Source organism: Methylobacterium sp. 77, from assembly GCF_000372825.1.
GTDB lineage: Bacteria > Pseudomonadota > Alphaproteobacteria > Rhizobiales > Beijerinckiaceae > Methylobacterium.
On sequence record NZ_KB910516.1, the window covers coordinates 3,342,976 to 3,356,399 of the forward strand.

The 13,424-nt window shown below is 63.3% G+C and carries 12 protein-coding genes; 5 read left to right on the plus strand and 7 right to left on the minus strand.

The features are described 5' to 3' along the window. The first annotated feature begins 38 nt into the window (after nt 1-38). The 4 genes from A3OK_RS0115860 to A3OK_RS0115880 all read left to right on the plus strand — a co-directional run bounded on the left by A3OK_RS0115860 (nt 39) and on the right by A3OK_RS0115880 (nt 6,610). Nucleotides 39-1,757 carry an NAD(P)H-dependent oxidoreductase subunit E gene (locus tag A3OK_RS0115860; protein WP_019905879.1) on the plus strand — a complete coding sequence of 573 codons (1,719 nt, stop codon included), beginning with the start codon at nt 39-41 and terminating at the stop codon, nt 1,755-1,757. 43 nt (nt 1,758-1,800) lie between these two features. Next, entirely contained in the window at nt 1,801-4,773 is a 2,973-nt protein-coding gene (gene fdhF, locus A3OK_RS0115865) for a formate dehydrogenase subunit alpha (protein ID WP_019905880.1), read from the plus strand. 842 nt (nt 4,774-5,615) lie between these two features. Continuing rightward, a complete protein-coding gene (locus A3OK_RS0115875) occupies nt 5,616-6,242 on the plus strand; it encodes a hypothetical protein (protein ID WP_019905882.1) in 627 nt (208 codons plus the stop codon). Continuing rightward, a complete protein-coding gene (locus tag A3OK_RS0115880; protein ID WP_019905883.1) occupies nt 6,239-6,610 on the plus strand; it encodes a DUF3768 domain-containing protein in 372 nt (123 codons plus the stop codon). Before A3OK_RS0115875 ends, A3OK_RS0115880 begins: the two co-directional genes overlap by 4 nt. Before the next feature lie 333 nt (nt 6,611-6,943). Here A3OK_RS0115880 and A3OK_RS0115885 read toward each other — a convergent pair whose 3' ends face one another. Further along, nucleotides 6,944-7,852, minus strand: a complete 909-nt coding sequence (locus A3OK_RS0115885; protein ID WP_019905884.1) for a LysR family transcriptional regulator — start codon at nt 7,850-7,852, stop codon at nt 6,944-6,946. Between the two features lie 88 nt (nt 7,853-7,940). On the opposite strand from A3OK_RS0115885, the gene A3OK_RS0115890 reads away from it, so the two are divergent. Then, nucleotides 7,941-8,384, plus strand: a complete 444-nt coding sequence (locus tag A3OK_RS0115890; protein WP_026597319.1) for a PACE efflux transporter — start codon at nt 7,941-7,943, stop codon at nt 8,382-8,384. Nucleotides 8,385-8,570: 186 nt separating this feature from the next. Here the strand turns inward: A3OK_RS0115890 and A3OK_RS0115895 are convergent, their stop codons facing one another. The 6 genes from A3OK_RS0115895 to A3OK_RS0115920 all read right to left on the minus strand — a co-directional run bounded on the left by A3OK_RS0115895 (nt 8,571) and on the right by A3OK_RS0115920 (nt 13,367). Then, the gene (locus tag A3OK_RS0115895; RefSeq protein WP_019905886.1) at nt 8,571-9,314 is read right to left on the minus strand and encodes a dienelactone hydrolase family protein; all 744 of its coding nucleotides are present in this window, start codon (nt 9,312-9,314) and stop codon (nt 8,571-8,573) included. 217 nt (nt 9,315-9,531) lie between these two features. Continuing rightward, on the minus strand, nt 9,532-10,158 hold the full coding sequence (locus tag A3OK_RS0115900; protein ID WP_019905887.1) for a methyltransferase domain-containing protein: 627 nt from the start codon (nt 10,156-10,158) through the stop codon (nt 9,532-9,534). A gap of 431 nt (nt 10,159-10,589) precedes the next feature. Beyond that, nucleotides 10,590-10,898 carry a nitrile hydratase accessory protein gene (locus A3OK_RS0115905; RefSeq protein ID WP_019905888.1) on the minus strand — a complete coding sequence of 103 codons (309 nt, stop codon included), beginning with the start codon at nt 10,896-10,898 and terminating at the stop codon, nt 10,590-10,592. A gap of 12 nt (nt 10,899-10,910) precedes the next feature. Then, a complete protein-coding gene (gene nthA, locus A3OK_RS0115910) occupies nt 10,911-11,534 on the minus strand; it encodes a nitrile hydratase subunit alpha (RefSeq protein ID WP_019905889.1) in 624 nt (207 codons plus the stop codon). A gap of 11 nt (nt 11,535-11,545) precedes the next feature. Further along, nucleotides 11,546-12,280, minus strand: coding sequence for a nitrile hydratase subunit beta (gene nthB / locus A3OK_RS0115915; RefSeq protein ID WP_019905890.1), 735 nt, complete (start codon nt 12,278-12,280; stop codon nt 11,546-11,548). 76 nt (nt 12,281-12,356) lie between these two features. Beyond that, nucleotides 12,357-13,367 carry a GTP-binding protein gene (locus A3OK_RS0115920; protein ID WP_019905891.1) on the minus strand — a complete coding sequence of 337 codons (1,011 nt, stop codon included), beginning with the start codon at nt 13,365-13,367 and terminating at the stop codon, nt 12,357-12,359. Between the last annotated feature and the right edge of the window lie 57 nt (nt 13,368-13,424).

Genomic DNA, 13,424 nt, shown 5'->3' on the forward strand with positions numbered 1-13,424 from the left:
ACCATTCAACTCACGAACGAACGGAAACCGGATCGCCCATGAGTGAGGCCCCAGGGACAGTCAGGAACTTCTCCCACCCCGGCAAGGGACGCAACAAGGCCCGTGCCGTACCGAAGGGCCGCCAAGTCGAGCCACGCGCCAAGGTCGAGATCGAGGAACTCCTCGGAACGCGTTCGCGCCAACGCGACCTTCTGATCGAGCATCTTCACCTGATCCAGGACACCTATGGCCAGATCGGCTCGGGTCACCTTGCGGCACTGGCCGATGAAATGGGCTTGGCTTTCGCAGAGGTGTTCGAGACGGCAACCTTCTACGCCCACTTCGATGTCGTGAAGGAGGGCGACGCCGACATCCCGCTCCTAACCGTCCGCGTCTGCGACAGCATTACCTGCGCGATGTTCGGCGCTGACGAGTTATTGACGACACTCCAAATGGAGTTGGCGTCGGACCAAGTTCGCGTCGTGCGCGCCCCATGTGTCGGGTTGTGCGATCACGCGCCCGCGGTCGAGGTCGGGCACAATTTTCTCCATAAGGCCAACTTGGCATCCGTGCGGGCGGCCATCGACGCCGGTGACACCCACGCCCACCTGTCCGAATACATCGACTATGACTCTTACAGGGCGACCGGCGGATACGCGACGCTCGACCGACTCCGAGGCGGCGATCTTTCCGTAGACAACATCTTACAAGTGCTTGACGACGGCGGCTTGCGCGGTCTCGGCGGCGCGGGTTTCCCGACCGGACGCAAGTGGAAGTCGGTGCGCGGCGAACCTGGGCCGCGGTTGATGGCCGTCAACGGCGACGAGGGCGAGCCCGGCACCTTCAAGGATCAGCTCTACCTAAACACCGACCCGCACCGCTTTCTCGAGGGCATGCTGATCGGCGCCCACGTGGTAGAGGCCACGGACGTCTATATCTACCTTCGCGACGAGTACCCGATCTCCCGTGAGATACTGACGCGCGAAATCGCCCGGCTACCTGCGGGCGGACCGCGCATCCATCTGCGCCGCGGGGCCGGGGCCTATATCTGCGGCGAGGAATCCTCACTGATCGAGTCGCTCGAAGGCAAGCGAGGGCTGCCACGGCACAAGCCGCCGTTCCCGTTTCAGGTCGGTCTGTTTAATCGTCCGACCCTCATCAACAACATCGAGACGTTGTTCTGGGTGCGTGACTTGATCGAACGCGGCGCTGGCTGGTGGAAGAGCCATGGCCGTAACGACCGTGTCGGCCTGCGCTCCTATTCGGTGTCTGGACGCGTGAGGGAGCCGGGTGTGAAGCTTGCGCCCGCCGGCCTCACTATACAGGAACTCATCGATGAGCATTGCGGCGGCATGCTGGAGGGCCACACCTTCTCGGCCTACCTGCCGGGTGGCGCTTCCGGCGGAATCCTACCGGCGTCAATGAACGACATCCCGCTCGATTTCGGTACCCTCGAAAAGTACGGCTGCTTCATCGGCTCAGCGGCCGTCGTAGTGATGTCCGACCGGGACGACGTGCGAGGGGCCGCCCTGAACCTGATGCGGTTCTTCGAGGACGAGAGTTGTGGGCAATGCACGCCCTGCCGCTCGGGTACTCAGAAGGCCCGCATCCTGATGGAGGACGGCGTCTGGGACACCGAGCTTTTGGGGGAGCTCGCCCAATGCATGCGCGACGCCTCGATCTGCGGGTTGGGCCAGGCGGCCTCGAACCCCCTGAGCAGCGTCATCCGATTCTTCCCTGATCTCTTCCCGGCCCCCAAGGCGCTGGCTGCAGAATGATGGTCGCGATCACCCTTTCCACGCGCAAGCCAGGAGCGGACGCATGAGCAACGCCCCCGAAACGCACGGCGACAAATCCGCAGAACCCGAAATCCGAGCCGACGGTGCACAGGATGCCGGCGGCCCGGCGCAGGGATCGAAACCCGATGCCGGCGGCGCCTACTCGCAAGGGGCCAAGTCCGGGGGGCAGGCCGCCCCTGATCCGTCCGGGACGTTCGGATTGAGGGACGGCCCGGTCGCCCCGTCGTCGATTGCGTTCGAACTCGATGGTCGGCAGGTCGAGGCTCAGCCCGGCGAGACGATCTGGGCGGTGGCCAAGCGAATCGGGACACACATCCCGCACCTCTGCCACAAGCCCGACCCCGGGTACCGCCCGGACGGCAACTGCCGTGCCTGCATGGTCGAAATCGAAGGCGAGCGTGTCCTCGCCGCCTCGTGTAAGCGTACCCCCGCCATCGGCATGAAGGTGAAGTCAGCATCCGAGCGGGCGACTAAGGCCCGGGCGATGGTGCTCGAACTGCTCGTCGCCGACCAGCCGGAGCGCGAGACCTCGCACGATCCAACGTCGCATTTCTGGGTGCAGGCCGACTTCCTGGACGTCACCGAAAGCCGTTTCCCGGCGGCCGAACGCTGGAACGGCGACTTCAGTCACCCAGCCATGAGCGTCAACCTCGACGCGTGCATCCAGTGCAACCTCTGCGTTCGCGCTTGCCGCGAGGTCCAGGTCAACGACGTGATTGGCATGGCCTACCGTTCCGCCGATGCCAAGATCGTCTTTGATTTCGATGACCCGATGGGCGGCTCGACCTGCGTTGCCTGCGGCGAGTGCGTCCAGGCCTGCCCCACCGGCGCGCTGATGCCGTCCGCCTACCTGGACGCCGAGCACAACACCCGGACGGTCTATCCCGACCGAGAGGTCACTTCCCTTTGCCCGTATTGCGGCGTCGGCTGCCAGGTCTCCTACAAAGTCAAGGACGAGCGGATCGTCTACGCCGAGGGCGTGGACGGGCCGGCAAACCACAACCGACTCTGCGTAAAGGGTCGCTTCGGCTTCGACTACATCCACCACCCCCATCGCTTGACGGCACCTCTGATCCGACTCGACAACGTCCCCAAGGACGCCAACGACCAGGTCGATCCAGCCAACCCGTGGACGCATTTTCGCGAGGCAACCTGGGAGGAGGCGCTCGACCGCGCAGCTGGTGGCCTCACGACCGTCCGCGACACCCACGGTCGCAGGTCCCTCGCCGGCTTCGGCTCTGCCAAGGGCTCGAATGAGGAAGCTTATCTCTTCCAAAAGCTCGTCCGGCTCGGCTTCGGCTCCAACAACGTCGACCACTGTACGCGCCTGTGCCACGCGTCCTCAGTTGCCGCGCTGATGGAAGGCTTGAACTCTGGCGCCGTCACGGCGCCGTTCTCGGCGGCACTCGACGCTGAGGTCATCATCGTGATCGGTGCTAACCCGACCGTGAACCACCCGGTTGCGGCGACCTTCCTCAAGAATGCCGTAAAGCAGCACGGCGCCAAGCTGATCGTCATGGACCCGCGGCGGCAGTCCCTGTCGCGGCATGCCTTCAGACACCTCGCCTTCAAACCGGGTTCTGACGTCGCGATGCTCAACGCGATGCTCAACGTCATCGTTACGGAGCGGCTCTACGACGAGCAATACATCGCGGGTTACACGGAAAACTTCGAGGCTCTGAAGGAAAAGATCGTCGATTTCACGCCGGAGAGAATGGCCTTGGTCTGCGGCATCGACGCCGAGACCCTGCGCGAGGTTGCTCGGCTCTACGCTCGGGCCAAGTCCTCAATTATCTTTTGGGGTATGGGCGTCAGCCAGCATGTCCACGGCACAGACAACGCGCGGTGCCTCATCGCGCTGGCTCTGATCACCGGGCAAATCGGGCGCCCAGGCACAGGTCTGCACCCGCTACGGGGGCAGAACAACGTCCAAGGCGCATCGGACGCCGGCCTGATCCCGATGGTGTATCCGGACTACCAGTCAGTCGAGAAAGAGGCGGTGCGCAAACTCTTCGAGGAATTCTGGGGCCAGTCGCTTGATCCGAATAATGGGCTGACCGTGGTGGAGATCATGCGCGCGATCCACGCGGGCGAGATCAAGGGCATGTTCGTCGAGGGTGAGAATCCGGCTATGTCTGATCCCGACCTCAACCACGCCCGGCACGCGCTGGCCATGCTCGATCACCTCGTCGTGCAAGATCTATTTCTGACCGAGACCGCTTTCCATGCCGACGTGGTGCTGCCGGCGTCGGCGTTCGCCGAAAAGGCCGGCACCTTTACCAACACTGACCGCCGGGTGCAGATCGCCCAGCCGGTTGTCTCGCCGCCGGGCGACGCCCGCCAGGATTGGTGGATCATCCAGGAGCTTGCCAACCGGATGGGGCTAGTCTGGAATTACGGCGGGCCGGCCGATATCTTCGCCGAGATGGCTCGGGTGATGCCCTCATTCAATAACATCACATGGGAGCGTCTGGAACGCGAAGGTGCTGTGACGTACCCAGTCGACGCGCCCGACAAGCCCGGCAATGAGATCATCTTCTACGCCGGCTTCCCAACTGAGACTGGCCGGGCCAAAATCGTCCCGGCGGCCATCGTCCCGCCCGATGAGGTGCCGGATGAGGAGTACCCGATGGTTCTATCGACCGGCCGGGTACTGGAGCACTGGCATACCGGCTCGATGACACGGCGAGCGGGCGTCCTCGATGCCCTCGAACCGGAAGCGGTGGCCTTCCTAGCGCCGAAGGAACTCTATCGCCTCGGCCTCGAACCCGGTGATACGATGAAACTGGAGACTCGCCGGGGGGCCGTTTACCTGAAGGTGCGATCCGACCGCGATGTACCGGCAGGAATGATTTTCATGCCGTTCTGCTACGCCGAGGCTGCAGCTAACCTTCTGACCAACCCGGCGCTTGATCCGATGGGCAAGATCCCGGAGTTCAAGTTCTGTGCGGCACGGGCCTCTGCGGTAGATGTGGCGCACATGGCAGCCGAATAGCCGCCGACCGTCCTATCGGGTAGTCGGTTTCCTGAGCGCGGCGAGCTGGTCAAGCTCGCCCGCGAGGGCTCGTGACGCCAGCTGCTCCATGCGACGGAACGCGTAGAGGATCGCATTTCCTGTCAGCATGGATAGGCCGCCGCCTCCAGTCCTGCCACCCTTGCTCGCAGCCAACAGTAGTTCTCAGAACGCTCCGTTCAGTGTATCGATTAGGTATCAGGCGCGCCTATTGCTCACTCTCATGCAACGGCCCGCTCCGAAGATAACGCCGGTCTTACGGATATTATAAGGTAAGCAGCCTTGCCAAAAAACGATTAGGGCGTCCGCCCCTAACTTGAACCGCAGCGCGATGGTCGCCCATCCCACCTTTGCCTCACTTACCTATTGGAATTTCTGTACGGCCCCGTCTAGCATCACATTAGCCTCTAGGAAATGTTGACGGGACTTCGGTGCTGGCTAACCGATTAAATGACTAATTGCGGTATTTCTTCAGAACCTATCGTGTTCATTAATCAAAATACTGGACTATGAGAAGTCGGCGCAGGAAGATTGTTTTAACTATCTTATATACATACTACTATTTGATATATACCGATTAATAACAGAGCAAAGGCTTTATATGAATCGCCATAATCGAACTAAAGTTGACATTAGGATGATAATCTTATAATGTGAGGGTCGCTGCGGGCTGATTTCGCAGCTGAGCGGATGCCCCCGATGCCCCTGCTGTTGCGACCTTTACCGCCACCCGAGCCTCACTGGCAGCAGGCGGGTGCATCCTCCCCCTCATACCTATCGCAAGGCGGCCTTCGGGCCGCCTTCGTCGTTTCTGGAGCCCTTTGATGACCCCGAACACCGCCACCACGACAGCAGCAGCCATACCGACTGGCCTGATCCTATTCGGCCGCGACGAACGGCAACGCCCCCACGCCTCGCGCTTTGCCGCCGGTGACAAGGCCGAGGCCGAGCGCGCCGCCGGCCTGATGGGCATGCATGTGCTCGAGATCAGCGACGACACTCACCAAAGCCTTGCCGTCAGCCTGCCCCAGGGACGGCTGTTCGGGAGCGGCAAAGCCTTTGTGCCGTTCGTCAAAGCCGAGCTGTTCAACCGGCTCGTCGCGGCGGCGGGCCTGCCCGATGCGGCCGTACCAGTCGGGGCCGCAGGCAAGGCCGCTGGCGCCCCTCCAGCCTCAGGGGGCGGGGCGAGTGGCGCCGCTGGCCCCGGAGGCGGTGGCGGGGGCTTCAAGGCGCCGACCGATTGGCCCGGCATCGAACGCGGCTGCCTCGTACTCGCCTGTGCCGGCCCATCGGAGGGCTGGTTCGAAGCGATCATCATGTACACGAAAGCCGACGACGCGTTCGAGCTTCAGTGGCGCGACTGGCCCGACGATCCCCTGATCACCCGGTACCGCAGCGAGCTTGGCTTGCTGCCGCCGGGCGCGGTTCAGAGCGCGAAGCCAGGGGCATGAGCCGACCTGCCCCCATCAGCGTCGAGGCGGATCCCGCCTCGACTACCCGCACCGAACGAGTGCGTGCCCTGAACGATGCCTTCCGCCAGAGCTTTGCCGGCGGCCATGTGATGCTATCGCGCGGGATCGCCAACCTGCCGGAGAATCAGCGTCGCGAGGCCGAGGCGGCGGTGCAATCGTTCGCGGCCTTCAGCGTCGCCGACGACCCGTATGGCGAGCACGATTTCGGCGCCTTCGATCTCGCTGGGCACCGGTGTTTCTGGAAGATCGACACCTACGACCGCGCCATGGTCGGGCACTCGCCTGACCCGTCCGACCCGGCGGTGACCGTGCGCATCCTCACCATCATGCTGGCCCAGGAATACTGAGCCTCCGACACCGATAGCCGTGCCTGCCGGCTGCCCAGCCGACGCACCCGCCCAAACGCCGATTTGCGTGCCCCCGGCCACAACGCCGCTCTTGTCACCACCCCTTCATTAGGATTGTCCGTCGTCAGATGATTTGGGACATTCAGCGGTGTTCAGGAGCGGAGGCTCTGGTCCATCTGGGGTAAGAGGTTATTCGAACAAGGCGCCTGACTGCCTTTCACCTAACTTGGCAGTTGAACGGTCCGGCCGATGTTGACCCATGCCAGCCGTGCCGACAGCCGTCAGCGCTTCCCGGAAGCGGCCATTCGTCGTCCGAACAGCAACGCTCATCCCTCAGGCTGTCCGGTCGCCTTCTGACAAACTGCCGACCCGTTCTGCCGCGAAGCGCTCGCGGAGCCATGCTCCGGCGGGGCCACAGGGGCGCTGCTTGTGCCAGACCAGTTCCAGGGCGATGGGCCAGTCACCCTTGTCGAACTGCAGATCCGGCGTGACAAGGTATGGCGCGGTGAGGGATGCGGCGATGACGTGATCGGTGACGAAGGCCCAGCCTATCCCGTGCTTCACCATTTCCAGAATGACCCAGTGGCTCTCCACCCACCACACCTCGGCGGCCACCCGCAGACGGCGCTTCTCCGGTCCGTCGCTGCGGGCGGCGACGAGGATCTGGCGGTAGCGCTTGAGCTCCTCCCACTCCACCCGCGCCTTCGCCAGCGGATGGTCGCGCCCGCACACGAGCTTGAGGGGCACCCAGCCGATGGTCTGGAAGCCGAGCTCTGTGGGCAGCACCTCCTGACGCCACATCACGCCAAGGTCGGCGGCTCCAGACTGCACCATGCGGCTGACATCCTCCATCAGCGGGAAGAGAAGCTCCAGTTCCACGAAAGGGAAGCGCCCGGCGAAGTCGGCGAACAGAGCGCCGAGGGCATGCTCGGGATAGAGTTCGTCGATGGCGACCACCAGACGGTTCTCTACCCGCTGTTCCAGGCTGCTCGCCACCCCAATTAAGTGCTCCCGCCGGTCGAGCACGACCTGCGCCTCCAGCAGCAGCCGTTCACCCGCCGGGGTGAGCACTGGGTTCCTACCTGCCCGGCTGAACAGGGCTAGACCTAGATCCGCCTCGAGGTTCGCCACGTGTGTACTGACGGCCGACTGTGCCTTGTGCAGCACGCGGGCAGCCCCAGAAAACGACCCAGCCTCGGCCGCCGCCACGAAGGCCTGAAGTTGGTCGAAGGAGACAGTCACCTATCTAATTTCCAGATATATTCCAACTTTCGGGTGGGAGTATCACAGATAGAAAGCAGTGGACCAGAGGCACCTTCCAGGCAAATTCATGCGCAGCACACGCGACCGTATCCGGCACGCCATACTGTTCGAGGTAGTTGGGCTCGCGCTCATTATTCCGCTTGGGACCGTGCTGTTCGGCCTGCACGGTTCCGATATGGGCGCGATCGGTGTGGGCAGCGCTCTCGTGGCGACGACGTGGAACTACGCCTACAACCTCGGCTTCGATCGAGCGATGCAGCGGCTGGTCGGGCACACGCGCAAGACCCTCGTCCTACGGGTCGGTCACGCCGTGTTGTTCGAAGCGGGCCTGCTCGTTATCCTGCTGCCTGCGATCGCCTGGTACCTTGGCATTGGCCTCGCCCAGGCCTTCGTCATGGATATTGCGATCGCAGCGTTCTACGTGGCCTACGCATTCCTCTTCAATCTTGCCTACGACCGGTCCTTTCCCCTGCCGGACTGGAGCGAGGTCGCAGCAGAGCCTTCCCAGTGAGCACGTCCGAAACGCGCATCCGCCTTCCGGTATCAGGCTGCGGCCACCGAAAAACGGGAGCAAATATGCAGCTGAAGGCTCTCTTCCACTCGTCGCGCCAAACGCTGCTACCAACCCGAACTCCCCGTCCAGGCTATTTCACACCTTGCCTTTATTAGGCGGACGCTGGATCGGTGCCGCACGTCATCACTCGCCGCCGTGCAGGGTCCGACCGAAGAGCGTAAGCATTTCGCTCCAGCCACGCTCGGCGGCGGCGTGATCGTAGACGGGAAAGTCCGGCATCATCCAACCGTGCGCGGCGGGGTAAGTTTGCGTCGTATAACGTACCCCGGCCTCCGTTAGAGATCTCTGCAGTCGCTCGGCCATCGCAGGCGGGTAGCTGCCGTCGTTATCCGCCGCGCCGATGTAGACCTCCGCCTTCAGCGTCGGCGCGAAAAGGTGGGGGCTGGTCGGCGCATCAGTTGCGAGATTGCCCCCGTGAAAGCTTGCGGCCGCCGCGAACCGCTCGGGGTAGGTTCCCGCTGTGGCTAGGGCCATGCCGCCGCCCATGCAGAAGCCCACCACCCCAATCTTGCGACCTCCGACGTCGTCGCGCGTATCAAGGTAAGCGAGCAGGGCCTCTGCATCCTCAGCAGCCTTGATGGGACTCGTCGTAGACATCAGCGGTCCAAGGATAGCGCGAAAGTCACCCGCGAACACCTCCTTGGGCACGAACGGCCCATAGGGTCCGTAACGGTAGAACAGATCCGGCAGCAGGACGATGTAGCCCGAGTTAGCGAGCTGTTGGGCCATGTCGAGCAGCGCCGGCCGGATACCACCGGCGTCCATGAGGAAGATCACCGCGGGCCATAGTCCGTCGCTGACGGGAGTCATCAAGTACAACGGGCAATCGCCGTCGCGCGTCCTGATCGTGATTCGCTCGTTCGGCATGAGGTGGTCCTGCGCCAGACATCTACAATGTTCGCCTCGGACGACTTACGACCGACCGCAGACCACCCATCACGGGCGTTTGATGGAGGTAGCAAGGTTTGATTTGCCGTCGATAAATCTATGGGCAGATGACCCTGCTCTAGGTTGTAGAACAGGGTCATCTGACACGGCCGTGTGATTTCTCATCACCCTATTGGCACTATCTGTCGTCCTTTGGTCATGGCGTTCGACCAATTACTGCCCATAGTGGATCGCTGAGTTCGCCCTCCGGCATTACGCCATAGGCCTCTACGGTGAGGAACCCGGCGTGCCGCAAATAGAGGTCGATGAGCCGCACTTTATCGTCCCCGCTTAGCGCGCGCCAGATGGCCACCGCCTTGGATGCGAAACACCGATTCGAGAAGGTGATGATCACGGGGGCGTCCGGCACCAGTACCCGCGCGACCTCGCTGAGGACTGCCACAGGGTCTTGGAGGTACTGAACCCCGACGCAGATGAGGGCGGCGTCGATGCCGGCGGTTTCCAGGGGCAGGGTCGGATCGGCGTTGAGATCCTGCACGAAATGCTGCGTCAGGCGCGGGTTGGCGGCAAGCTCGCGTTCGTTCAATCCATGCCCGATCACACTGGCGTAAGCGGCCTCCCCAGGCAGGTGGCTGACCCAACTCGACATCAAGTCGAGGATGCGACCGCCGGGCGGCAGGTGCGAGCGATAGAAGTCGGTGACGGCTTCGATGGCTGCGTCGTCGATATGGGTGACGAAGCGGGGCTGCGCGTAGAACAGGGTATCTGGTGTATGATCCTGCTTGGCAAAAGCTTCGGGGGGCAATCCGGGAAGGCTAGTCATGATGGTCCCCGTTTGCCTTTCTTACCGTCCGACGAGACTCCGCGCGTCTGGCGAAGCCCGCTCAGCCGCACGCCTCCTTATTTTGGTGATGATCCTAGGATTTGTCCTAGGAGTGATCGTCGCGCCCTACTGGTAGGCAATGGTGGAAAACTGACGCTCGGCACCGACCCTAGACGTCCGAGAAGGGTGGCAACTGGAACCTTGCATCTCGCCGTGAAGTAGACGTTCCGTTTCCAACCCAACTTGGTCGTACAAGTTGCCGCGAGCAACGCCCAAAAGCGGGCACTTCGCATGCGACCATGACGTCAGTAGGTCATATCCCATTGGGGCTGTTTGATATGCGCGTCTGATGTCTTGACCGCTGTGAAACGACGCCGCTGGTCTTAGGTCGAAACAGGCGATCCTTTAAGCGCGCAACCGATCGATCGACGTCAAGCACGAGTCGCCAACTTTGGAAGGCGCGTGGAGATCACGCTTTCTAGCGCCGTCAGCCAGCACTCATAATAGTCCCAGGTTGGATCATCAGGGTGGTGCTGCGCCTCCCACGCGGCGATCTCTCGGATGAGGGCCTCCCGGAAGTCCTCCCACTCGAAGTGGCCGTCCCGCGCCAGAGCAATCGCCAAGCCGAAGGCCTCGCGCTCCCAGGGATGCGCGAAGCAGAGGCTGCCGTTCGTCCGCGGAGGCGTGTCCGGTTGGTTCAGCATGCTGGCAACCGCGAAGTGCTCGAAGCGCGTCTGCATCCGCAGGCCCCCTCAGGCAGCTTTCGGCAGGACAACCGCCACGCCCATCATCGCCTCGGGCGTCACCAGCGTTGCCAGTTCGTCCTCGCTCATGCCCTGGGTGCCGTCGGGCCGTTCCGGCACCACGAACCAGCGGATCTGGGCCGAGCTGTCCCAGGTTCGGATCTCCTTGGCCGGATCGACCTGCAGGCCGAACTCCCGGAGCACCGCACGCGGCTCGCGGGCAGCGCGGGCCCGGAACGACGGGTCCTTGTACCAGTAGGGCGGCAGTCCCAGCACAGGCCAGGGATAGCACGAGCACAGGGTGCAGATGATGAGGTTATGGACATCGGGCGTGTTGGCAACGGCCCGCATGTGCTCGCCTTCCGCGCCAGCCGCCCCCGTTGGCAGGCCGAGTTGGGCGACGGCCGCCATGGTGTCGTTCACCAGAAGGGCCTTGAAGGCATCGTCCGTCCAGGCCCGGGCAACAAGTTTGGCGCCGTTGAACGGTCCCATCTCGGTGGCGAAGGCCTGCATAACCTTGTCGACGGTCTGGTCGGTGATGATGCCCTTCTCGATCAGCAAGGCTTCGAGTGCGCGCACGCGGGCGGCGTTGCGTCGCTCGCGATCGTCGGGATAGGCAAAGCGGTCGGTCATCGGTACCTCCCTCAGGCGGCGGCCCGCGCGTCCAGCGGGCGAAGATAGGCGTCGAATAGGTCGGCGTAGAGGATGAAACTGGGCTCGGCGTTGCCTGGCCAGAGCTGCTGCGGATCGAACTTCACGCAGTAGACCGGCATGGCCGGGCCGATGCCGTCGGGTCCCGTCGAACAGAGATAGCTGAAGGCATCGTCGTAGACGGTCTCGACGATGCCGGTTCGGTTGCGCAGGTAACCCGGCAGGCGGGTGTGGTCCAGCGTGGGCGGATCCCCGACGAGCACCGTGTCGCCGACGGAAAACCGCGGTGCGTGCGCCCATTCATGCCACGGCGAGTCGCCCTCGATCAGGTAGCGATGAATCCGATCGTCGATCTCGGATGTCCCGCCCATGGGCAAGGGCTCGGCGGGATTGGCCAGATAGGCGTCCGTCCGGGCATCGAGTTCGGCTTGCGTGATGTAGCCGTTGGCCACGAAGTAGCTGGAGATACCGCCGAGCCACTTTTCGTAGTAGCGATACTTGAAGTAGTCGAACGGGTTCATCGCCTCCGCGCCCTTGCGCAGGTCGGCCCAGGTCCAGATCGTGCGAAAGCCGCTCGACGTCTGCGGCAGGCTCAGGTGTGGGCTGAGCGCCATCATGGCGGTGTGAATGCCGAAGATGCGCTCTTCCCAGGGCTCTACGAACACACGTAGTTCGGGCTTGACCGGATCAAGGCCTTCAAGGCCGCCGAGGGCGTGCTGAAGTTTCATCGAGCCTTCCTTTCCTGAGGTTGAAACCACGCTCGAGCCTGTCGGGTCCGGCCCGGCCGCGGTTGGCATACGCGCATTAGGCAGCAGATCGCATGATCGTGCAGGCGTTCACCTCGGCCTCGATCTCGGCTCGGGCGAGGTTGCGCCCGATGAAGACGATCTCGCCGCGACGTGCCTCGCCGGGGCACCAGGGGCGTCCGGGCCGACCATCGAGCGTCATGTGGACGCCGTGGAAAACGTAGCGGCGGGCCTCGCCACTGAGCGGCACGATGCCCTTGATGCGGAAGATGTCGGCGCCCCGGGCCTGAACGAAGCGGTTCAGCCAGGTGAAGAAGCGGGACGGATCGAAGTCCTCATCGGTGGCGACCACCACGCTCGCGATGGTGTCGTCGTGCTCATGCGTGAGGTCGGATAAAAGCTCCGGTTCGATGCTGAGCGCATTCCTGAGGTCGAAGGCGTGGAGGTCGAGAACCGCATCGGCAGGGATCGATCCGTCCTTCACCCGGCGGATGCGAGCGAGCGGATTCAGGCGGCGCAGGTCGGCTTCGCAGGTGGCGAGCTGCGTCTCATCGACGAGGTCGGTCTTGTTCAGGAGCAGGAGGTCCGCAAAGGCGATCTGCTCCTGCGCCACGTTCTCGCCACCCGCCGCTTCCGCCTCGGCGCCGAGGGCGAGCCAGAGCGGATTGTGCCGGGCGTCCACGACCGTCACCAGCGCGTCGAGTTCGGTTTCCGCGCGCAGCCGCTCGTCGAGGATGAAGCTCTGGATGATGGGTGCCGGGTCCGCGAGGCCGGTGGTCTCGATCAGGATTCGGCGAACTCGCTGCGGGCGTGCCAGCAGGCGCTCGATCGTGCTGACGAGGTCCGCCCGCACGGTGCAGCAGATGCAGCCGTTGTTGATCTCGATGATGTCCTCGTCGACGCCGACGACGAGTTGGCCGTCGATGCCGACCGCGCCGAACTCGTTGACGATCACGGCCGTTCCGGCCGCGCCGTCCTGCGCGAGCAACTGGTTGAGGAGCGTCGTCTTGCCCGAGCCGAGAAATCCCGTGATGACCGTGACCGGGATCTTGGCACCGTTTGCCGACATGGGTTCTCTCCGAAGAGGGCGCGTGCGTCCATGCAAGCCTAAGTCCAGGCCGCCGTT